Genomic DNA, 20,745 nt, shown 5'->3' with positions numbered 1-20,745 from the left:
GATCCGGGGCACGCCTTGCCAGGCGCTGGCGATCGATCGCGGCTGCCAGAGGCGATGGGAGATTCGCCTACGCAGGTCGCCGACGGCCGATACCCGGCGTCGGCGAAGGCGGCGAGCGTTGCGGCATGCCACCTGCATGCCGATCCGGCCCTGTCGTCGCCAACGCGGACCCGTCGCCCGCACGCCCCGGGTGTCATGGAGCGCTGCCGAGATCCGGGCCTACCGTCGTCGCCGTGCCGAGCGCACGCTGCCCTATCGGACGGCGCAAGGATGGCCTGCCGAAACCGGGCTGGAGCTCGAGTTCCCGCCCGCCACGTTCGATTGCGCCATGGCGGGCAGGATGCGGGCTGAAGTGCGGGGTCGGGTTGTACTCGCGCAGGCCATCCCTGCCAGCGCGTTCGATGTCATTGGTGATTCTCTGGTGAGAAGAGATTCAGTTCGGGCTCGAAGATGTCGCTACGCATGCCGAACGCGCCCATTACGCTGTGAAATACATTCGCGTGGGAAAATTCGCCTTCGACAATCGATGTCGCATTTGCGTTTGAGTGAGCTGCGCTGGAATCCCATAGGATCAACGGGATATCCTTCTGAACGTCGGGTGCAATCGACAAGGGCGTCCCGTGCAGATATAGGTTGAATTCCCCCAATGATTCGCCATGATCAGAAACGTAGATCAGCGAGGTCGAGTAGCCTTGTAGACGTTTCAGCATGTCGATGGCCTGTCCCACGACAAAGTCCGTGTAGACGATGGTGTTGTCGTAAGCATTGATCAGTTCGTCGATCGAGCATTGGTGCAACTGGACCGATGCACACACAGGCGTGAATACGTTGAAACGCGACGGATAGCGCACGTTGTATGCCGGCCCGTGACTCCCCTCGAGATGGAATACCACCAGGATACGTTGCTGGTTCGATGCAGCAATGCGCGCTTCGATGCCACGCAACAGACCTTCGTCATGATCACACGCCTCTTCCGTGCAATCGGCCTTCACATCGCCGAGGCGCTCGAAGTGCCGTACGTCCATTGCAGGCTCGCCGGCGTTGTTCGTACGCCATGTGACTTCGACGCCATGACGCTGCAGATAACTGGTCAATGGCTCCCACATCGCGCGCGCCCCGGGCTCCTGGTGGGCCAGGATGCATTCGAGCGAGGCAGTGGTGTACGTGGCGCACGACCGGGCCTTTTTGAAGACCGTGGCGCCAGCTTTGGAGAGTGCCGGATTGGTCTGCCTTCCATACCCATACAGGGAGAAGTTCCGCGCGCGGGCAGACTCCCCGATCACCAGGAAGACGACCTTCTTCTCATTCGACACGAAATGGGCGGCAGGCAACAGCCTGCGTTCGTACGGGGCGGCGTTGCCTGCCAGATAGCGCCCACCATTGACCACATACGACCAAGGCAGGACCATGCCGCCAAGATGCTTGGCATGCTTGTCGATCCACAACCAGCTTTGGGATGCGCCATACGCCCAGCAAAGCGTGAAGACACTTACCGCGATGGGCATTGCCAGACGTTTGAGAAAAGGCGTGTGCGTCACCTTGATCTGCAAGAGAACCCAGCACGGCACGATGCCCAGGCAGAAGACGTACACAAGCATCCATGGATGGAACAGACCGGCGACTTCCGCCGGATCGGTATTGAAGGTGTTGCCCATCATGGTCTCGTCCAGCACAACGCCGTACGTGACCACGAAATAGAGTGCGATGGCATTGGCTACCGCCATCGCCATGCACAAAGGCTTGACCAGTCGCGGCACAATCGAGGCGATGACGCCGGTGAACAATGCGGTCAGTGCCACCACCAGGATGAACAGCGTGAGCAATGTCACGCCCGCTCCCAATGACGCGACATCCAGATGATCGATGCCGAACAGATAGAGCGGCACGTGGTATGCCACAGCATTGAATAGCGCCCAGGCGAGAACGAACATTGGCGTCCGGAGACGCCAGCGCACCCTGGGAATGAAGGCACCGGACAACAGCCTGAGCGCTAGGGCGTGCATGCGAATCGTCCCATGCGACCCTCCTTGATTATTCGTTGTGAATGATGGCTGGCATCCACCAGCGGGCGCCGATGCCAGCCGGCTTACGACCTGTACTTTCCGGTGAACAGCGCAGCGGAGAAAATGCCGATCAGTGCGCCTGCAATCACGGCAGATCCGGTATGTGCATCAAGCTCGACACGCGCGAACATTGTCAGCAACAGCACCGGCACCAGGTAAAGCAGGTGCCACCATCCGTAACGACGCCCCAGGAAGTACACTGCTGAAGACGCCAGTGAGGCATGTCCTGAGGGCATGTTGTGCCGCCCGCCATAGGGGCGCTCACCCAGGCGCACACCCAGAACAGTGACTGGATCCAACGCCCGCTTCAAGCCATGCGTCATGAAGGTGCCGGCGACACCGATATAGAGATTCTGCACCATCCCTATCGGGTCGCGCTTGACAATGGGCAGTGCCACCTGTGCGATCGTGTTGATGAACCGCCCGTACCGCTCCGTACCCGTGACCAGTGCGTGCTCGCTGCGCGGCGTATCGCGGTAACTCGGCAGATCGGATGGATAGAAGGCGGACAAGGCAGTACCGATCAGGCACATCGCCATCAGCTGCCGAGGCCGTTGTACTTGCGCGTATGCCGTCTTTGCCAGCGCTATCAACCTCATTGGTGCCGCCCTGGCGGGAAGCGATTCCAAGTGGAAGTCGCCGATCCGGGTCAGCGCCTGGTGGAACGAGTGGGCGCTGACGCGTTCGCGCAGGAATTCGCTGGCGCGGGCGCCGCGCCGCGTCACCTCCACGTCGGTGCGCTCGCGCCGCACCGACACCACCCGCGGTATCGGCTCGTGCGGGACTTGGAGGTCCGCATCCAGGATGGCGACAGCGTCCCCGGCGCCAGCCCCGTCGTCATGGCGGCTTCCTTGTCGGAATTGGGGGTCAGGTACACCCGCCGGATCGGCGGTCACGGCTTGCCTCGCCATGCGTTCGGCGCCACCGTCGCGGCCTCCGTCCCGGACGAACAGGAACGCGCGAACCTCGGTTCGTTCACGACGCGGATGTGTGCTTGGGGCTGCCCGATCAGAATGATTCCGCGGTGCGGACGCATGCGATGCCTCGTGCTATAACGAGGCGCTACTGTCGGGGGATGCGTCTTTCCGGATACTTACATTCGGGAAGTTTCCCCGGACCAGGCATAGGTTCGGCCTGGTAAGTGTCCAGTAAGGAAGACGCTCGACAATGCCGCTCATTCGCGGCTCGTCGAACGCATGCAGGAGTAGAGCTTTCTGTGCGAGCGCGTTGCCTCCATCATTCACCAGAGAACAAAACGACGCGATGAGCCGCATTCTCCTGATCGAGGATCACGAGCGGCTTGCGCGACTGGTATGCAAGGGACTCGCGGCAGCCGGAATCGCCGCGGATGTCGTCGACAGCGTCGACGCCGCGTGGGCGGCGATCCGGCACATGCCTTACCAGGCGCTGGTGATCGATCGCGGGTTGCCGGATGGCGATGGGCTCGTCCTGCTGCGGCGCATGCGCCGCGCTGGAATCGACGTGCCCTGCCTGGTGCTGACGGCGCGTGATGCGTTGCGCGACCGTGTGGAGGGTCTGGATGCCGGCGCCGATGACTACCTTCCTAAACCGTTCGCCATGGATGAGATGGTGGCGCGCGTGCGGGCGCTGCTGCGCCGCCCGGCGGAGGTTCGCCCGCTCGATCCCAGCCATGGCGGTCTGACGCTGCGGCTTGCCTCCGGCACCATATGTCACGGCGAGGAGAGCGCGAGGCTCCCCCCGGCCGAAATGCAGATCATGCTGTTGCTGCTGCGCAAGCACGGCGAAGTCGTGCGCCGCGGCGCACTAGAGTCGGTCGGGTGGGGATTGGGCGAGGCCGTCACCCCGGGCGCGCTGGATGTCGCCCTGCATCGCCTCCGCCGCAAGCTGCGCGTCATCGGTTCGCGCCAACGGATCATCAATGTCAGAGGTCTCGGCTATGCCCTTCGTGAAGCCGACAGTGCCGAACAGCCTTAGCCTGCGGGTCCTGCTCGCGTACGTGGTCGGGGTGATCCTGAGCGTTCTGCTCATGATCCTGGCGACCCTCGTGCTGACGACTTACCGCAGCGACCTGTTGCTGAAGGCAGACATGGCCGAGTACACGCGGGAGCTGGTCGGGGCGGTCCGGTTCGACGGCAAGGGCGTCCCGGTCGGCTTCGCGGCCAGCGAGGATGACGACGAGTGGATCTACGAGAGCCTCAAGGGGGAAGTTGCCTACCGCATGCTGGACGACTCCGGGCGGACGGTGCTCGTTTCCGCTGCCGGAGAAGACTTCTGGTCTCCCGCGGAATCGCGGCGACTTGTGCCTGGAAGCTTCAACTTCGAACGCGGGGGCGTCCGGATGCACAGCGCCATCGAGCGCTTCGAGCATGGCGGAAGGACCTGGTACCTGCAGTTCGCCGTCAGCACGCGGATGCTGGGCTTCATCTACGAGGAATTCACCATGCCCTTCATGGGTGCGGGCGTGGTCGTCTTCAGCGCGGTGCTGCTCGTCGTCTTCGGCATCTGCGCCTATGTCACGCTCGGATACACGCTCCGGCCCTTGCGCAAGCTGTCGGAGTCCGCAACCTCGATCTCGCCGCGCGCACTCCACGCGCGCTTGCGGACCGAGGCGGTGCCGTCCGAGATCGCGCCCCTGGTGCACAGCTTCAACCGCGCACTCGACAGACTGGAACACGGATACCGCGTGCAGCGGGAGTTCCTTGCGACGGCTGCGCACGAGTTGAAGACGCCGCTGGCATTGATCCACGCGCAGGTCGAGTTGAGAGAGGGGGGCGAAGACCGCGACGCGCTGCTCGGCGATGTCGAGCACATGACGCGTCAGGTGCAGCAGCTTTTGCTGCTGGCGGAAGCCAGCGAGGTGCAGAACTACGACTTCGCCATCACCGATGTGCAGGAGGTTGCGCAGGACGTGGTTGCCTACCTGCAGCGCGTGGCCGAGGCGGCCCAGGTGCATGTGACCCTGTCCGGCGCGTCCGTTGCGCGATGGCAAGCCGATCGCGGCGCGCTGTTCACGCTGCTGAAGAACCTGCTGGAGAACGCCATCCAGCATGCGCCGGGCGGCACCGAGGTGCGGGTGGAGGTGGACGCCGAAACGGTGACGGTGCGCGATTCCGGCCCCGGCGTGGATCCGCGAGATCTGTCGCAGATGTTCTCCCGCTTCTGGCGCGGCGCCCATCGGCGCGACCAGGGCGCCGGCCTCGGCCTGGCCATCTGCCGGGAGATCGCGCTGGCGCATGGATGGGAGCTGTCCGCGCACAGGGCGGACCCGGGATTGCTGCTTCGGTTGTCCGTGGGGATGGGGTCTTCGGGCCTGGCCAGGTAGCGTCCGAAGAACCATCGCACCCGACCTGTCCCACGCGCTGCTGACGCACCTGCCGCTGCCGGTCTGGCTCAACGAGGGCATCGCGCTCTCATCGATCAGGCCCTGCTGCCCAGCATGCCGACGCGCGGCTTCGGCTGTACGGCCCCGCCGAGATGCACGCCCGCCACCTCGCCTGGTGGAATGCCGGGCGCATCCGGGCATCGTGGTCCGCGGAGGCGTTCCACGTCGGCGATGGCGAGCAACTCGCCGAAGCTCTCGCCGTCACCTTCAACCTGGTGAGGCGACGCAGGATGCCGTCGCCGACGGTACTTCCAAACCTGAGAGCAGCGCGCAGGAACGGAACCTGTTTTCAGTTCCACACCGCGCAATCACTGAGCAAATGCGGTTCGACCTCGCAAGGAGCAGCGCCATGCGGCGATCGCGGTACGCCGAGCTTCGGTGTCCTACGCCTGGGGCCTTCGCCGCCATCCGGGGGCCTGGACTGATCTTCGTTCTACATTGCCGGCGCAACGTGGCCGCATCTTGAACGTGGGCACGAGCCCGGGGGCGGAGCATGAGGCGTTGGATCAAGCGGCTGGTGCTGGGCGCGCTGGCTGCAGTCGTGACGCTGGCTGCGGGCGCTGGTCTGTACGTGCTCAGCCTGGACCTGGGCAGCCAGCCACCGGCCGACCCACGCAGCAGCGTGGCCGACCTGGCGTTCATGCGCGATGCGCCACCGCCGACGCGCGGCCGCATCCTCGCGGTGGTCAGCAGCGCCGAGTACTTCCCCGGCACCGACAAGCGCGCCGGCTTCGAACTGACCGAACTGTCGCGCGCCTACTACACCTTCATCGCCAACGGCTATGCGGTGGATATCGCCAGCCCGCAGGGCGGTTCGCCGCCGATGCGCGTGGACGACGAGGACATGGGCGAGGCCGACCATGCCTTCCTCAACGACGCGTCGGCGCGGGCGAAGCTCGCCGCCAGCCTGCCGCTGGAGGCGGTGGACGCATCCCGGTACGCGGCGGTGTACTTCGTCGGCGGCAAGGGCGCGATGTTCGACTTCCCCGGCAATGCCGCCATCGCGCGGATCGTGCGCCACGTCCATGGCGCCGGTGGCGTGGTCGGTGCCGTCTGCCACGGCCCGGCGGCGCTGCTCGACGCGACCCTCGACGACGGCACGCGCCTGCTGCAGGGGCGTCGCGTCACCGGCTTCACCAATGCCGAGGAACTGTTCCTGATGAAGGACGCGCGGCAGCGCTTCGATGAACTGCTGCAGGATGCGCTCGTGCAGCGCGGCGCGCGATTCGTCGAAGGGAGCCTGTACCTGGACAACACCGTGGTCGATGGCCGGCTGGTGACCGGGCAGAACCCGTGGTCGACCTGGTCGGTGGCCGAAGCGATGGTGAAGGCGCTGGGCCATCCGCCCGTCGCGCGCGAAGCGACGCGCGAGGAGCAGGCGGTGCGGGTGATGGAGGCCTATCGTCGCGGCGGCATCGACGCCGCCTTGGAAACCAGGCAGTCGGCGCCCGGGGCAGGCAAGCACCTGCTGCTGATGCATGCACTGGTGGCCGCGATGCAGGGGCGCTGGGGCGACGCCTGGCACTTGCAACGGCTCGCGCATGGATGAGTACACTCGCACGGACCCCAACGGGAACGGCCGATGAAGCTGTGCGCACCGCCCTTGCGGCTGCTGCTGGTGGAGGACGATGTCGATGTCGCCGCCGGCATCGGCGATTACCTGGGCAGCCATGGCGTGGCGGTCGACTTCGCCTACAACGCGGCACAGGCGCGCGCGCGGCTGCAGGCGCAGCCGTTCGACCTGGCGGTCCTGGACGTGAACCTGCCCGACCAGAACGGCATGGCCTTGTGCCGGTCGCTCAAGCGCGAGGGCGGGATGCGCGCGCCGGTGCTGTTCCTCACCGCGCGGGGCTCGCTGGACGACAAGCTCGCTGCGTTCGCCGCCGGCGCGGTGGACTACATGGTCAAGCCGTTCGCCCCGGCGGAGCTGCTGGCACGCGCACGCGCCATCACCGCGCACGTGGCGCATGCCGGCGGCCTGCAGCTGCGCGTGGGCGCCTACGTACTGGACATCCAGCGCCACCTGTTGCAGCGCGACGACGAATCCCTGCCATTGCATGGCACCGGACTCGTGCTGATGCGCGAGTTGATGGAGGCGAGCCCGGGCGCGGTCTCACGGCAGCTCCTGTGCGAGCGACTGTGGCAGGGTGAGCCGCCGGACAGCGATCCGCTGCGCATGCACGTCTACCAGCTGCGGCGGCACTGCCTGCGCGCCTTCGGCGTGCCGTTGATCGCCAACGTGCGTGGCGTGGGCTACCGCTTCAGCGCGGAGGCCACGGATGCGCCGGCATAGCCTGCGGGAGGCGCTGGTCCGGCGCTGGATGCTCTTCGCTGCGCTGTTGTCGCTGCTGTTCGCAGGGATCGCCCTGCTGCTGTTGTTCGTGCTGGAAGACAGCTTCATCGACCGGCGCCTGCAGACGGTCGCGGCGACCTTGCCGGCCGATACGCGCATGGCGTCCCTGCCCGAGCATTTCGCGCTGGTTCCGTTCACGCAGCTCTCGCCACGGGAGCAGAAGCGTTTCGGTGACCGACGCGCCGGCGCGATGGCGGAGTTCCGACGCGACGATGGTCGCTACGTGCACGCGCGGCTGGTGCCGGCCGCCGACGGTAGCCGCGCCGTGCTGCTGTACGACGTGACCGGCGAGCTGACCGTCACACCGCGGCTTCCGGCCGGACTGGGCTATGCCGTGGCGGTCTTCGTATCGACCATGCTGTGCGCGTGGCTGCTGGCCAGCGCCTTCGTCGGTCGTGCCGAACGGCGGGCGCGCACACTCGTGGCGCAGGTGCGGGCGACGCCGGATCCTGCGAGCCTGGAGGCGCTGGCGCGGGCCGAGCCGGTCGGCGAGTTCGCCGAGATCCTGCAGCTGCACGCCGAGGTCTGGCGCAGCCGGCACGAGGCCGTCGAACGCGAACGCGAAACCCTGACCTTCCTGGCACACGAACTGCGCACGCCGCTGCAGTCGGCCCGCACCAGCCTGGCCCTGCTGCAGGAGGCGGAAGCCGCATCTCCGGCCTTGCAGCGGCTGCAACGTGCGTTGTCGCGGCTGGAGCGCGCGGGCAACGCGATCCTCTGGTTATCCAGCGAAGCGACGTTGGCGGGCGCGCAGCATACGCATGCGGCCTCGGCGCTGGGGGAGCTGATCGATGAACTGCAGCCGCTGGCCGCCACGCGCCAGCAGTCGTTCCGCGTCCATATCGCGCCGGGGCTGCAGTGGGATGCGCCGTGGGAAGCCGTCGAGACGCTGCTGGCCAACCTGCTGCTCAACGCCATCCAGCACGGCGGCGCGGGCGCGATCGAGGTGGAAGCCGATGCCACGCAGCTGGCGATACGCAACCCGCCGACGGCGGCCGATGCGCCGGGTTTCGGGATCGGCCTGGACATCGCGCGACGGCTGGCCGCGCGTATTGGCTGGGAGCTGGAGCTGCGGGCCTGTGCCGAATGGGTCTGCTGCGAATTGCGTTGGCCGGGCCCGCGCCCGTTCGAGCTGGGCCCCTCTCCCCGGAGTCCTGAGCCAGCCTGAGGAACCGGGGCCCGCGGATGCCGTGGGAGCAGGTCGTTGCCTGGACGGTCATGCGTCGCCTCCCCTGCGGCCCCTTCGACAGGGCGCCGATCCCGCCCCTCGGCGAGGCTTGTCGCAATCCCGGGGTGCCTATAGCGTCCTGACGGGAAGCCGGGCAGGCCTCCCTTTTCTGTGCAGCCCCGCGGTAGAGCGGGAGCCTTTGTTCCGGGCGTGGGCCCGATCCGATGAGGCGTCGTGGCGCGGCGCGTCCGAACTTCGGAGAGATACGCCGGATGCACCATGTGCTCTTCGTCTGCGGCTGGAACCTCTTGCGCAGTCCCGCCGCCGAACACCTGTTCGCGCAATGGCCCGGCATCGAGACGGCCGCTGCCGGGACATCCCACGACGCGGACTGCGTTGTCCCGGCCGAGCTGGTCGACCGGGCCGATACGATACTGGTGATGGAGCCGCGCAGCTCGCGTCCCGGCCGCCCCGACCAACCCCAGGTGCAGGCACGATGAAACGGCAATCGCTCGGTCTGGTCTCCCTCGTCGTTCGCGACTACGACGAGGCGCTGGCGTTCTTCGTCGGAACGCTCGGTTTCCGACTGGTCGAGGACACCCCGGTTCCGGAGCAGTCGAAGCGGTGGGTGGTGGTCTGCCCACCCGGCGCGACCGAATCCCGGCTGCTGCTCGCGCGCGCCTCGACGCCGGAGCAGGCCTCGCGCATCGGCGCCCAGACCGGCGGGCGCGTGTTCCTGTTCCTCTACACCGATGACGTCTGGCGCGACTACGCGTCCTACCAGGGCAAGGGCGTGGTGTTCGTCCGCGCGCCGAAGGAGGAGCCGTATGGCACGGTGGCGGTGTTCCGGGACCTCTACGGCAACCTGTGGGATCTGCTGCAGCCCGCGGAGCCGCACCTCCGGCTGCGTGGCGGTGGCTGAGCGTGTGCCCCGGCGCAGGCTGGTACGTGGCGCGGTCCGATCCGGGGGCGGGCGCCGATGGGAGCGATGCCGATGCTTGCACTGAAAACGGTCGCGGTCTGGTCCGCCATCCTCGTGTGCGCGGTGGCGAACGGCGCCCTGCGCGAGGCGGTCCTCATTCCGCACCTGGGCAAGGCGGCCGGGCTGGTGCTGAGCGGCCTGCTCCTGTCCGGGTTGATCCTGGTCGTGGCGTACGCCGCCCTCCCCTGGCTGCGCGCCCGTCGGCGCCAGCTGCCTGGCATCGGGCTGGCCTGGCTGGCGCTCACGCTCGGGTTCGAGCTGTCCTTCGATCTCCTGCGAGGCACGCCGTGGCCGGCCATCCTCGAGAGTTACACCTTCAAGGATGGAAACATCTGGCCTGTGGTGTTGCTCGTCACGGCAACAGCGCCTTACATTGCCGGTCGACTCAGGGGCACACCGCAGGGCTGAGGCATGGGACGTCGGTGAGGCGGTCGCTTCGCATCCAGTCGCCATTGTTCATGCAACGACCGACACAGAACCTTCGATGAGCCTGCACACGCCGTACGATCCCCAGAACATCTTCGCCAGGATCATTCGCGGCGAAGCCCCCTGCTACAAGGTCTACGAGGACGAGGACGTACTCGCCTTCCTCGACCTGTATCCGCAATCGCCTGGCCATACGCTGGTGATTCCCAGGCGCTCGGCGGCCGTCAACCTGCTCGACCTCGAGACCGGGGCCCTGTGCCGGCTCATGACGGTGGCGCAGCGGCTGACCCGCGCGCTCGTCGAGGAACTGCAGCCCGAGGGTGTGCAGCTGGCCCAGTTCAACGGCGCTGCAGCGGGGCAGACCGTCTTCCACATCCACGTGCACCTCGTCCCACGCTATGCCGGCCAGGGCCTGGGCATCCATGCCGCGCAGGAAGCCGACCCGGACGCGTTGCAGGCGCTGCAGGCCAGGCTGGTGCGGCGGATCGCCGCTTCGTCGTAGCCGTTGCGGGCCGGGCGGCGACGCGCGTCCTGCCGGCGCGACGGCGCACGGCGGAAATCGATCCGGGGCCGTTCGCGCTTGTCCCGTTGTGCTCGCTGCGCCACCGGCGGAAGCGGCGGTTGAGTTCGGACAGGTCGTCGGACCCGCACGCCAGCGAGATGCGATGGATCGGCGCACCGTCCTGCAGCAGGGCGCGAGCGGCCGCATCGAGGCGCCGGCGCTGCACATGCTGGCAGGGCCTGATTGCGGTCGCCCGGTTGAAGGCGCGCGGCAGGCGAAACCCGTCCGGTGCGTGGATCGCCCGCAAGTGGTCATGTGACGTGCCGACTGGGACGCGACGATCGGAACATCCCGCGGTCACATGCCGCTTCGCGCGACGTCCTTTGTTGACGCACGCAGCAGGAGTCGAGATGAGCATCGCACGCAACCGCCACACCATTGCGCCCGTTGCCGCGCAACGCCCGCCGCCCTTCCCGCCCTCAGTGCGGGACGCCGGGGATGCCGCGCGTCCATCGGAAACGGGGCGTCATGCTCGCTGGTCGCGTGGCGCAGCCTTCGCTCTGGCGGTCCTGATGTTGTCCGCCCCGCTGCGCGCATGGGCCAGCGCGCCGGTCCCGCCGGCGAGCCGGGCGGAGGCGGTCGAGGTCATCCGCGAGCTCAGGAAGATCGTGACGCCGCTCGGCGTCGAACGCTACGAGATGGTGCCGGTCGGCGGCATCCCGCAGTTCGTGAGCATCCGCGGCGCCGACCGCCGCAATCCGGTCCTGCTGATCGTCCACGGCGGGCCCGGGTTCCCCACGTCCCCCATCGCCTGGTGGGGCACCCACGGGCTCGAGGAGTACTTCACCGTGGTCCACTGGGACCAGCGCGGGGCCGGGAAGACCTACCTGGCCAGCGATCCGGAGAAGGTTGCGCCAACGATGACGCCGGATCGCTTCGTCGACGACACCGAGGAACTGGTGGCGTGGCTGCGCGGGGAATTCGACAAGGACAAGGTCTTCCTGCTGGGGACTTCGTGGGGCAGCTATGTCGGTCTCCAGTTCGCGCTTCGCCGCCCGGAATGGCTGCACGCCTACATCGGCATGGGCCAGGCCATCGACAGCCCGGAAAGCGAGCGGCGGGGCTATGCGCATGCGCTCGCGGCCGCGCGGGCGGCCGGGAACCTGCAGGCCATCGCCGACCTGGAGTCCATCGCACCGTACGCCCGCTCGGGCGGCGCGATTCCCTTGCAGGACATCGCCCTGGAGCGGCGCTGGTCCGATCACTTCGGCGGGGTGATGGCGTACCGGACGCGTCAGATCGACGGCATCGCGGTGCGCCTCTCGCCCGAATACTCGGACGAGGAAGCGAGGCGCGCGTACGAGGGCAACGGCTACTCGCAGGAGTTTCTGTTCAGCGAAGTCGTCGGCGTCGACATGAGCCACGTCACCGCGCTGCGGTGTCCCCTGATCGTGCTGGCCGGCCGTCACGACCGCAGCGTCAACTCGTCCGTGGCGCGGGAATGGTTCGAGTCCGTCGACGCGCCCTCCAAGCACTTCGAATGGTTCGAGCACTCCGCCCATGAAATCATCGCCGAAGAGCCGGGGAAGCTGCTGATGACCCTGGTGCAGTACGCCAGGCCGATCGCGGTACGCAGCGGCGACGTGGGGCAATAAGGCGGCGGCAATCGGCCCGTCTCGACCCTGCCCCATTTCGCCCGCTACTGCAGAGCCTGTTGCGACCGGCCCTGCGCCGGTCTAGCCTGCCGGCGTGCGCGCCTGTCTCGCCTTGCTGACCGCCGTCCTGTGGGCCGCGCCTGGGGCGGCCGCCTGCGCGGATGGCGAACGCGGGGCCGGAGAGCCCGCGGAGCTGCACGACGCGCTGACGCGGCTGGAGGCGGCGGGCGAATTCAGCGGCGCGGTTGTGATCCAGGATGCGTCGGGGACGCGTTTTGCGCGCGGCTACGGGTGGGCGGACCCTTTCGAAGGCCGACCGTTCGCCCCGGACACGCCCGTCGACAGCGCGTCGCTGGCGAAACCGGTGACCGCGGCGATCGTGCTCTCGCTCGCTGCGGAGGGGCGGCTGGACCTGGACGCGCCGGTGGTGCGTTACCTGCCGCGCTATCCGCACGCCGACACGCGCGTGCGCGAGTTGCTGGCGCATTCGGCAGGGCTGCCGGGCGACGGTGCGTTCGACACCCTGGCCGGCAAGGACAACCGGGCCCTGCTGGACGAGGTGGTCCTGCGCGGCGTGCCTCCAGCGTTTACGCCGGGGAGCGGGTTCGCCTACTGCAACCTGTGCTACTCCACGCTGGCGCTGCTGGCGGAGCAGGTCACCTCGGCACCGTACCTGCAGCTGGCACGGCAGCGCGCGGCCCTGCCGCCCGGCGTGACCCTGCGGCCGGCGCGACTGGCGGACTGGCAACCACGCGCGATCGGCTATCGGCGCACGGCGGACGGCGCCTACGCACGTGCCGACAGCGATGAGGACGAACGCTTCTACGGCTCGGCCAACCTCAGCGTGTCCGCGTCGCAGCTCGCCGCGTGGGGTGCGTCATGGTGGACTCCGGCCCTGGCATACGTCCGCGATCGCGCCAGCACCGCCGCCACGATTTCCGGCAGCGCGTCCGGCTTGAGCTGGGGCAACTGGTACTGCACGGCCGACGGCGTGCGCTGCCATTACGGCGGGCACCATGCAGGCTTCCGGCACCTGCTGTCGTGGGATGGCCGACGCAAGCTCTCGGTGGCGATGGTGAGCAACAACACGCTCTCGCCCCGGCTGCAGGCGCGCCTGCAGCGCGCGTTGCTCGCATTCGCCGCCGACGACGCGTCCACCGGGCATCGCGAGCTGGCGCTGCCGCTGGGCGAGACGGCACCGCTGCCGGGAAGCTACCGCTTCCCCGACGGCGAGGCCATCACCCTCGACGCCGGCGCGCCGCTGCAGGCAGTGGTCCGCGGCGGCTTGCGCTACACGGCCTACCCGGTGGGGGCCGGGTTGCGCTACGTGCCGGGCCTGGACGTCTATCTCTCCGGCGCCGACGACGGCAGCCTGCATTGGCTGGGGCTGCACGAGGACCTGCACGGCATGCGCATGGAGTGACGAAAACCCTGGGTGTTCGGCCTTCGACGAAGGCCTGGCGTCCGGTTTGAAGTCCGGAAAGTCGTCGGGGTAGTAGAACCACAGCGGCTGGCCATCGAAGGTGTGGCTCACGCCCACTGCCGACAGCCCCAGTTCGTTCTCCACCGCCCAGAGGATGCCGGTGGTCAGCATGTGCAGCCGATCCTGCAGGGCGGCGGAGAAATGGGTGAGACCTGCCGACAGGTAGGCCCGGGACAACTCCACCACGACCTGGCCGGATGCCTTGTCGATGCGCACGCCACGCAGCAGCGACGTAGCCGGCGGTTCGCCCGGACGCGCCTTCTCCCGCCGCAGGATGGTCTCGACTTCGCTTCGTAGCAGCGATTCGAGATTCGCCGTATCCCTCGCATCGAGGGTATCGAACCGGACCGGCTCCCTGGCCGTGCCGACCTGGGTCATCAGCAGTACGACAACGGCAATGAACCCGGCAAAGCTCAGCGATGCGCGTGGCTTGGACATGGCCGACCTCCTTTCGTCCCGGAATGGAGTGCGCAGCGAACGGATCGCCCGGCGGCGTTGCGGCCACGCGGGGATGGAATACGTGCCAGAATCTTCCCATCGCGCGGACGCTGCAAGCGTATTCATGCGGTTTGCGTGACCCGGATCCCATGGCGCGGCAAGACCGGTCGGGGTGACTGCTCCAGCAACGGCGCCTGTGCGGACGGGCTCGCGTCCAGTTTCCTGGAGACCCGAAACCCGGGATCGAGTTCACTGCTTTGCAGCGCGAGTTCACTCCTTTGCAGCGTAAGCCCTGGTTGGATGGTCTGGAGAGCACTATGGCGGCCCATACCCGCTCGCTCGTTGCCTTCGCGCACGTCGCCAGCGTCGAACGCAGCATCGGCTTCTACGCAGACCTCGGCTTCAAGGTCGCGAACACGGTCGTTCCCGAAGGCCAGTCGACGCCAGTCTGGGCCTGGCTGGAGAGCGAGAAGGCCAATCTGATGGTCGGTCAGGCCTCCGGGCCCATCGACGCGTCCCGGCAGGCCATCCTGTTCTATCTGTACCTCGACGACATCAGGCAAGCGCATGCCGCCTTGGAGAGGCTGGGACACTCGCCAGGTGAGATCAGGCATCCGTTCTACATGCCGGGCGGCGAGTGCAGGCTCGAGGATCCGGATGGATATGTGCTCATGCTGGCGCAGATCGAGCCGGACAGCTGACGGGCGGTGAGGCGTGAGCTGGGCGCTGCCGATGTCCCTTACCTTCGTTCCTGATTTCATTTGCCCGTGATCCGCACGCTCTACCTCGCCGGCCCCGACGTCTTTCGCCCCGATGCCCGCGAACGCGGCCACGAACTGAAGGCGCTGTGCGCTGAGGCCGGCTTCGAGGGACTGTTCCCGCTCGACCAGGAGGTGCCCGCGCACGTGACCGAACCGGCCGCGCAGGCGGCCTGGATCTACCATGCCAACATCGCCCTGCTCGACCGCGCCGACGCGGTGCTGGCCAACCTCGACTTCTTCCGCGGCCCCGAGCCGGACAGCGGCACCTGCTTCGAGGTGGGCTACGCGGTGGCGAAGGGCAAGCCGGTGTTCGGCTACATCCCCGAGCAGGGCAGCTTCGCCCAGCGCATCCGTCGGCGCCATCCACAGGCGATCGGCGCCGATGGCGTGCTCGATACCCACGGCTGGAACATCGAGGAGTTCGGCCTGCCGCTGAACCTGATGCTCTCGGTGCCGGCGCCCCTGGTCGTGGGCGATGCGCGGGCGGCGCTCATACAGCTGGCACGTTACCGGGTTCCCCAGACCTGATGCGGGAAGGAGGTCGCGACCCCCTTTGCGGTCAAACGGGTTTCCAATGCTCGGTCCGACGGCTAACGTTTCGACGACGCAGGGCGAACGCGTCGAACGCATAGTCCGCCTCCACCATCGCGGGCGCGAGGTGCACGATGACGGCAGAGGGCGACATCATGGCCCTGGAACGCAAGTTCTGGCAGTCCATGCTCGAGATCTCGACACCGCCATCTCTCTCCTGGACGGGCAGTCCACTGTCGCTGGCCCCCGGGGCATCCATCACTTCGACCCTGCCGGTTACAGGGCGATGGCGCTCTCCGGCGATGCCCGGATCACGTCCTTCGAGTTCTCCGACGAGAGCGTCGTTTTTCCGAAGCCCGACGTCGCGATCGCCTCGTACAAGGCGAAGCAGTCGTTCACGACGGATAGCCAGCGCCACGAGATGGTGGTGTACGACACCACCACCTGGGTCAGGAAGCGCGCGCATACGGAAACGCCCGCGCAGGCGGAGGCGATCGACGCCGGATGACACCGTCACGTGCAGGCACGAAATAACGCGGGGCCCGCCTGAGGACCGTGCCGGGGGACCGCACATCGCTGCGCGACCGACGGTCAGTCGCCGTTGTCCTTGGTGAACCGGATGGTGCCTTCATTTAACGCGGCGACGGGATCCAGTCACGCTTTGTGGACAGCGCAGCCACCACACTCTGCCCGTCCCCAATTCCCAGGAGCCCCCGCCCGTGAACATGAATACTTCCCTGACCCGTATCCCGCTCGCGATCGCCCTGTCTTCGGCCCTGGCCTTCGCCGTGGGCTGCAACAACCGCAATGCCGACGATCGCGCCGCCATGGAACCGGCCGACGAGCCCGCCGCGCAGACCGCGCCTCCTACGGGGCCGACGGACCCGGTGGCCACGGGTGATGCCGCCTACGGAGATGCCACCGACGATGGCCGCGATTCCAGCCAGCCGGTCGACGACACCTGGATCACCACGAAGGTCAAGTCCTCGCTGCTCGCCGACACCGATGTGTCCGGCCTGGCCATCGACGTCGAGACCGTCAATGGCGTCGTCACGCTGTCGGGCCAGGTGGAACAGCAGGCGCAGATCGATCGCGCGACCCAGATCGCACGCGACATCGAAGGCGTGTCCAGCGTCGACACGAGCGGCCTCACCGTCGGCGCCAATCGCTGATCGCCGACTGCTGAAGCGGTCCGGGGCGACGTCGTCGGCCCCGGCCAATCGGTCGCCCGTTTCGCCCATCTATGCCGCGCATCCCAGGGTGCGCGGCATCTTTTTGCAACGGCTGCGTCCACTGCCTGGCATGCACGCGCGCACGAAGTGCGTCAGACCTGCGAGGAGCGGCGCAAGCTGAAACTCCCGCTGGCGCGAAGCCGCGTGTTCGACGCACGCGAACCGGCCGCGCTGGGCTGGGCTGGGCTGGGTCGAGTCGGCGACCGGGATCGAGGCCACCGGCGCCGCCGATGCCGATCACGCGCCGCTGCTCGAGCACTTCGACGAGACCGGCATCGCCGAACTGACGTTCCTGGTTGTCGAGATCAACGGCTGGAACCGGCTAGCGGTGGGCATGCGCACGCCGCTGCCCTGAGGCCGACCGTCGCGCCGCGGCCTCCCCCCCCCGTGCGACGGTATTCCGGGAGTGCGGATCAGTCGGCCGCGCCTTCCCGCCTGCTCGCGCGGAACCGCGCCGCCTTGTGGCGGTTGCCGCACACCGCCATGCTGCACCAGCGCCGCTTGTGCGACTTGGTACGGTCGTAGAACCACAGCACGCAATCGGGGTGCTCGCACTGGCGGACCAGGCTGAAGTCCGCCTCCGCCAGCAGGTCGGCCACTGCCTCCGCCACCGGACCAAGCAGGGTGGCGACCGCATCGCCACGCGCCACCCTGACCAGTGCGAAACCACCCGCGCCATCACGCCGCAGGCTGGGCGTGCCCAGGTATGCATGCAGGTGCGCATTGAGGCCGGCGGGATTGCCGGCCTTGCCCTGCAGACGCGCCACGATCAGCTTGCGCGCCTGCTCGCGCAGGTCGCGCGCCCGCGCGAGCAGCTCCGCTTCGTCCACCCGGCCGGCGCCTGCGGCGGGAGCGATGCCGAGCCGCGTCAGCCACCGGATGACATCCGTGCCTGTCTCCCACGTGTCGGTGGGCACCCCGTCCTCGCGCGCCCGGGTGTTGAGCAGATCCATCGCCGGGTGGTCGCCGACGAAGGGCGTGTCGCCGGGGGAGGCAGTTAGCGCTGCGGTTGCCATGAATAACCTCGAAATCGACTATTGACAGGTTACTCCAGATGAGCGACCCTGCGCCATTGGTAACCGTTAATCTGTTGTTATAAAGGTTACTTCTGCGCATGACCTTCCTGCCCCTGGAGCCCCCCCATGAAAGCAATCGCTGCGTTCCTCCTCCTCGGTGCCGCCTTCGGCACTCACGCCGCGGACCGGGCGTCGCCGGTCCACCACCGCACGTTCGAGGTCCGGGGCGTCGAGGTGTTCTACCGCGAGGCCGGCTCGCCGCAAGCGCCCACCGTGCTGCTGCTGCACGGGTTCGCCGCCTCGTCGTACATGTTCCGCGACCTGATACCGCAGCTGGCGCAGCGCTACCACGTGGTCGCGCCGGATCTGCCCGGATTCGGCCAGACCCGCGTGCAGCCCGGTGTGGAATTCCACTACACCTTCGACCAGCTGACCGCGGTGGTGGACGCGTTCACCGTCGCCATGGGCCTGGATCGATACGCGCTGTACGTGTTCGACTACGGCGCGCCGGTCGGCTGGCGCCTGGCGGTGCGGCATCCGGAGCGGATCACCGCGATCGTGAGCCAGAACGGTAACGCTTACGAAGAGGGCCTGAGCGACGGTTGGGCCGACATGCGCAAGGCCTGGGACGCGCCGACCGCGGAGAACCGCGAGGCGCTGCGCCGCTTCAACACCCCCGACATGATCCGCTGGCAGTACACCGAGGGCGTCCCGGATGCGTCGCTGATCGCGCCCGAGCCCTGGCAACTGGCGGCCGACGCGATCGAGCGCATCGGCGTGGAGCCGCAGGTCGACCTGCTGGCCGACTACGGAAGCAACGTGAAGCAGTACGCGCAGCTGCACGCCTACTTCCGCGCGCATCGCCCGCCGACGCTGGCGATCTGGGGACGCAACGATCCGTTTTTCCTGCCGGCCGGCGCGGAGGCGTTCAGGCGCGACAACCCCGATGCCGAGGTTCGCTTCCTGGACACCGGCCACCTCGCGCTGGAAACGCACGGCGACGAGATCGCGAAGCAGATGCTGTCGTTCCTCGACCGCCACCTGTAGGGGTGGACTTCATGTGCGGCGAAGGGGGCCACATCACTTTGCCGCCACTTCTCCCAGGTAGCCCGTGGCGAGCGCGGTGAGGTGCAGTTTCAGCCGGTCGAAGTCGGCACGATCGCCGCCCGCTTCGATGACCGCCCGGGTCGGCGCCACGATGGCGCCGACCAGCATCATGCTGACGATCTGCGGCTGGGCGAAACGCACATCGCGCGCGGTGCGCAGCATCTGCTGCACCGCCTGCGCGCAGCGGGTCGATTCCTCCTTGACGATGGCGTCGGCATTGACGGCCGCGGAAGGCAGGTAGAGCGCCCGCGACACCTCCGGCCGACGTGTCTTGGCGTCGACGAAGGCGGCGATCATCGCCGCGCACATCTCCCGGATGGCGGTGCCGTGCGCCGAGCGGCAGGCCTCGATGGTGGCGTCGACCACTTCGCCCACGTGCCGCCGGACCACGGCGGCCAGCAGGGCGTTCTTGTTCGGGAAGTACTGGTAGAGCGAGCCGACGGACACGCCCGCCCGCTCGGCGATCTGGGAGGTGGTGATGGCCTGCAGCCCGCTGGCGAGCAGAACCTGAATCGTCGCCTCGAAAATCGCGTCGATGGTCACGCGCGAGCGCCGCTGCTGGGGCTTTTTCCGGGGGCTGAGCGAGTCGGTGCGTGTCCGCTTCATAATGCGAATGGTCCTGGTGCGCCGGCCTGCCTAAGATATCGTTCATGCGTAGACCCCGATATCCCGGACTTGTCGCCTTCGCGCTCGCGGTATTGGCGCTCGCCACGACTGGCTCGGCCTGCGAGCCGCCCCCCGGTTTCGTCGATCCTCCACGACCCGACATCGCGCCGCTCGAGACACTGCCGGCGATCACGGAAGAAAAGCTCATCGGGCAGTCGCTCGCGGATGTCATGCGGGCCGCCAACCGGCCGCTTCGCATCGACGCGACCAGGAACCTCGCCGGCGTCAGCGGCACGTACCGGCTTTCGCAGGGACCCTACGGCACCGTCGGCGCGCGCAGGCTGGTCTGCAAGACCGACGGCTCGCATGTCGTCGAGGAAGTCCTGCTCAACGAGTCGGGCGATACCGGTTCGCGCTTCCGCTACCTGGTCTGGAATTACACCGGCCCGAAGTTCCGCGACGTGGCCTATGCCGTGGGCGAGTTCGTGCGCACCCAACCCACGCCCGACACGACTCTCGTCAGCTGGACGTATCGCTTCGCGCTCAGGGAAGGGGTCGGCGAGGAGGCGCGGGCGCGTTTCCACGACACGTTCCTGGCGCACGAGTTCCCGGAATGGATGCGGACCCAGTTGGACCGCAAGCCCGACGATGCCGACACGCCGGTCGCCCGATGAGCGGTGACCGCGAGATCCTGGCTTCGCGGCCGGTCGCGCTACGCGACGCAGGCGACGAACGCCCCAAACAAGAAGGTTCTTCTCCCATGTGAGGGAGAGGCGATCCTCGATAGAGAAGTCCCTGTCCAGACTTCGGATGCACGCCACGCCCTGGCGCCCGGGAATCGCTTTCCGCTCGGTCAGGGCATCGTGCCCTGACTCGCGCGCAAGACATCCATGTCTTGCTTGTCGCGATCCCCGGGCGCCAGGGCGCGGCTCATCGTTGCCTGCCCGCGATGGCCGGGTGGCCAGCTTCTTCGAAGCCAGGCCAATGATGCTCCGACGGGCGTTCCGGGCCGGGGATTGCGGCGAGCAGCGCATGGATGCGCTGCGGCGGCGAGTCAG

General features: G+C 67.6%; 21 protein-coding genes and 1 pseudogene. 17 read left to right on the top strand and 5 right to left on the bottom strand.

The window, feature by feature from the left end; translation table 11 throughout:
- Positions 1–404 precede the first annotated feature (404 nt).
- The gene (gene eptA, locus JMO03_RS10370; RefSeq protein WP_273544246.1) at positions 405–2,003 is read right to left on the bottom strand and encodes a phosphoethanolamine--lipid A transferase EptA; all 1,599 of its coding nucleotides are present in this window, start codon (positions 2,001–2,003) and stop codon (positions 405–407) included.
- Between the two features lie 83 nt (positions 2,004–2,086).
- Positions 2,087–2,959 (bottom strand): lipid A 1-phosphatase LpxE, encoded by an 873-nt coding sequence (gene lpxE, locus JMO03_RS21510; protein WP_202843083.1) that lies wholly within the window; start codon positions 2,957–2,959, stop codon positions 2,087–2,089.
- 367 nt (positions 2,960–3,326) lie between these two features.
- Here lpxE and JMO03_RS10360 point away from each other — a divergent pair, with 367 nt between their 5' ends.
- The 9 genes from JMO03_RS10360 to JMO03_RS21120 all read left to right on the top strand — a co-directional run bounded on the left by JMO03_RS10360 (position 3,327) and on the right by JMO03_RS21120 (position 10,858).
- The gene (locus tag JMO03_RS10360) at positions 3,327–4,019 is read left to right on the top strand and encodes a response regulator transcription factor (protein WP_202843081.1); all 693 of its coding nucleotides are present in this window, start codon (positions 3,327–3,329) and stop codon (positions 4,017–4,019) included.
- On the top strand, positions 3,982–5,367 hold the full coding sequence (locus JMO03_RS10355) for an ATP-binding protein (RefSeq protein ID WP_202843079.1): 1,386 nt from the start codon (positions 3,982–3,984) through the stop codon (positions 5,365–5,367). Before JMO03_RS10360 ends, JMO03_RS10355 begins: the two co-directional genes overlap by 38 nt.
- 553 nt (positions 5,368–5,920) lie before the next feature.
- On the top strand, positions 5,921–6,976 hold the full coding sequence (locus tag JMO03_RS10350; protein ID WP_202843077.1) for a type 1 glutamine amidotransferase domain-containing protein: 1,056 nt from the start codon (positions 5,921–5,923) through the stop codon (positions 6,974–6,976).
- Between the two features lie 33 nt (positions 6,977–7,009).
- The gene (locus JMO03_RS10345; protein WP_202843075.1) at positions 7,010–7,720 is read left to right on the top strand and encodes a response regulator transcription factor; all 711 of its coding nucleotides are present in this window, start codon (positions 7,010–7,012) and stop codon (positions 7,718–7,720) included.
- A complete protein-coding gene (locus tag JMO03_RS10340; protein WP_202843073.1) occupies positions 7,707–8,948 on the top strand; it encodes a sensor histidine kinase in 1,242 nt (413 codons plus the stop codon). The genes JMO03_RS10345 and JMO03_RS10340 overlap by 14 nt, the downstream gene beginning before the upstream one ends.
- A 272-nt stretch (positions 8,949–9,220) precedes the next feature.
- A complete protein-coding gene (locus JMO03_RS10335; RefSeq protein WP_202843071.1) occupies positions 9,221–9,448 on the top strand; it encodes a hypothetical protein in 228 nt (75 codons plus the stop codon).
- Positions 9,445–9,870, top strand: coding sequence for a VOC family protein (locus JMO03_RS10330; RefSeq protein WP_202843069.1), 426 nt, complete (start codon positions 9,445–9,447; stop codon positions 9,868–9,870). The genes JMO03_RS10335 and JMO03_RS10330 overlap by 4 nt, the downstream gene beginning before the upstream one ends.
- Positions 9,871–9,942: 72 nt before the next feature.
- Positions 9,943–10,338, top strand: coding sequence for a hypothetical protein (locus JMO03_RS10325; protein ID WP_202843067.1), 396 nt, complete (start codon positions 9,943–9,945; stop codon positions 10,336–10,338).
- Between the two features lie 76 nt (positions 10,339–10,414).
- Positions 10,415–10,858, top strand: a complete 444-nt coding sequence (locus tag JMO03_RS21120) for an HIT family protein (protein ID WP_238346065.1) — start codon at positions 10,415–10,417, stop codon at positions 10,856–10,858.
- A 160-nt stretch (positions 10,859–11,018) separates the two neighbouring features.
- On the opposite strand, the pseudogene JMO03_RS21640 reads toward JMO03_RS21120, so the two are convergent.
- Positions 11,019–11,276 (bottom strand): annotated as a pseudogene (locus JMO03_RS21640) (hypothetical protein); the annotation flags it as partial.
- On the opposite strand from JMO03_RS21640, the gene JMO03_RS10315 reads away from it, so the two are divergent.
- From JMO03_RS10315 to JMO03_RS10290, 6 genes are all read left to right on the top strand, one after another.
- Positions 11,269–12,513 (top strand): alpha/beta hydrolase, encoded by a 1,245-nt coding sequence (locus JMO03_RS10315; protein ID WP_202843063.1) that lies wholly within the window; start codon positions 11,269–11,271, stop codon positions 12,511–12,513. The pseudogene JMO03_RS21640 and the gene JMO03_RS10315 overlap by 8 nt on opposite strands.
- A 94-nt stretch (positions 12,514–12,607) precedes the next feature.
- Complete coding sequence (locus JMO03_RS10310; RefSeq protein ID WP_202843062.1) at positions 12,608–13,936, top strand: serine hydrolase; 1,329 nt, start codon at positions 12,608–12,610, stop codon at positions 13,934–13,936.
- An 815-nt stretch (positions 13,937–14,751) separates the two neighbouring features.
- Complete coding sequence (locus JMO03_RS10305) at positions 14,752–15,135, top strand: VOC family protein (protein WP_202843061.1); 384 nt, start codon at positions 14,752–14,754, stop codon at positions 15,133–15,135.
- Positions 15,136–15,201: 66 nt separating this feature from the next.
- Positions 15,202–15,723 (top strand): nucleoside 2-deoxyribosyltransferase, encoded by a 522-nt coding sequence (locus tag JMO03_RS10300; protein WP_202843060.1) that lies wholly within the window; start codon positions 15,202–15,204, stop codon positions 15,721–15,723.
- A gap of 289 nt (positions 15,724–16,012) precedes the next feature.
- Positions 16,013–16,234 (top strand): hypothetical protein, encoded by a 222-nt coding sequence (locus JMO03_RS10295; protein ID WP_202843059.1) that lies wholly within the window; start codon positions 16,013–16,015, stop codon positions 16,232–16,234.
- A 217-nt stretch (positions 16,235–16,451) separates the two neighbouring features.
- Positions 16,452–16,898: a BON domain-containing protein gene (locus JMO03_RS10290; protein ID WP_238346061.1), complete on the top strand. Its 447-nt coding sequence runs from the start codon at positions 16,452–16,454 to the stop codon at positions 16,896–16,898.
- A gap of 473 nt (positions 16,899–17,371) precedes the next feature.
- On the opposite strand, the gene JMO03_RS10285 is transcribed toward JMO03_RS10290, so the two are convergent.
- The gene (locus JMO03_RS10285) at positions 17,372–17,974 is read right to left on the bottom strand and encodes a CGNR zinc finger domain-containing protein (RefSeq protein ID WP_202843057.1); all 603 of its coding nucleotides are present in this window, start codon (positions 17,972–17,974) and stop codon (positions 17,372–17,374) included.
- 126 nt (positions 17,975–18,100) lie between these two features.
- Between JMO03_RS10285 and JMO03_RS10280 the strand changes: the two genes are divergently transcribed.
- Positions 18,101–19,021 carry an alpha/beta fold hydrolase gene (locus JMO03_RS10280; protein WP_202843056.1) on the top strand — a complete coding sequence of 307 codons (921 nt, stop codon included), beginning with the start codon at positions 18,101–18,103 and terminating at the stop codon, positions 19,019–19,021.
- A gap of 33 nt (positions 19,022–19,054) precedes the next feature.
- Here JMO03_RS10280 and JMO03_RS10275 read toward each other — a convergent pair whose 3' ends face one another.
- A complete protein-coding gene (locus tag JMO03_RS10275; RefSeq protein ID WP_202843054.1) occupies positions 19,055–19,624 on the bottom strand; it encodes a TetR family transcriptional regulator in 570 nt (189 codons plus the stop codon).
- Positions 19,625–19,731: 107 nt separating this feature from the next.
- Here JMO03_RS10275 and JMO03_RS10270 point away from each other — a divergent pair, with 107 nt between their 5' ends.
- Positions 19,732–20,361 carry a hypothetical protein gene (locus tag JMO03_RS10270; RefSeq protein WP_202843052.1) on the top strand — a complete coding sequence of 210 codons (630 nt, stop codon included), beginning with the start codon at positions 19,732–19,734 and terminating at the stop codon, positions 20,359–20,361.
- Positions 20,362–20,745: the final 384 nt, after the last annotated feature.

Origin of the sequence: Luteimonas saliphila (assembly GCF_016774335.1) — a bacterium.
Taxonomy (GTDB): Bacteria; Pseudomonadota; Gammaproteobacteria; order Xanthomonadales; family Xanthomonadaceae; genus Luteimonas; species Luteimonas saliphila.
The sequence above is the reverse complement of the archived record's forward strand: the minus strand, read 5'-3'. Positions and strand labels throughout refer to the sequence as shown.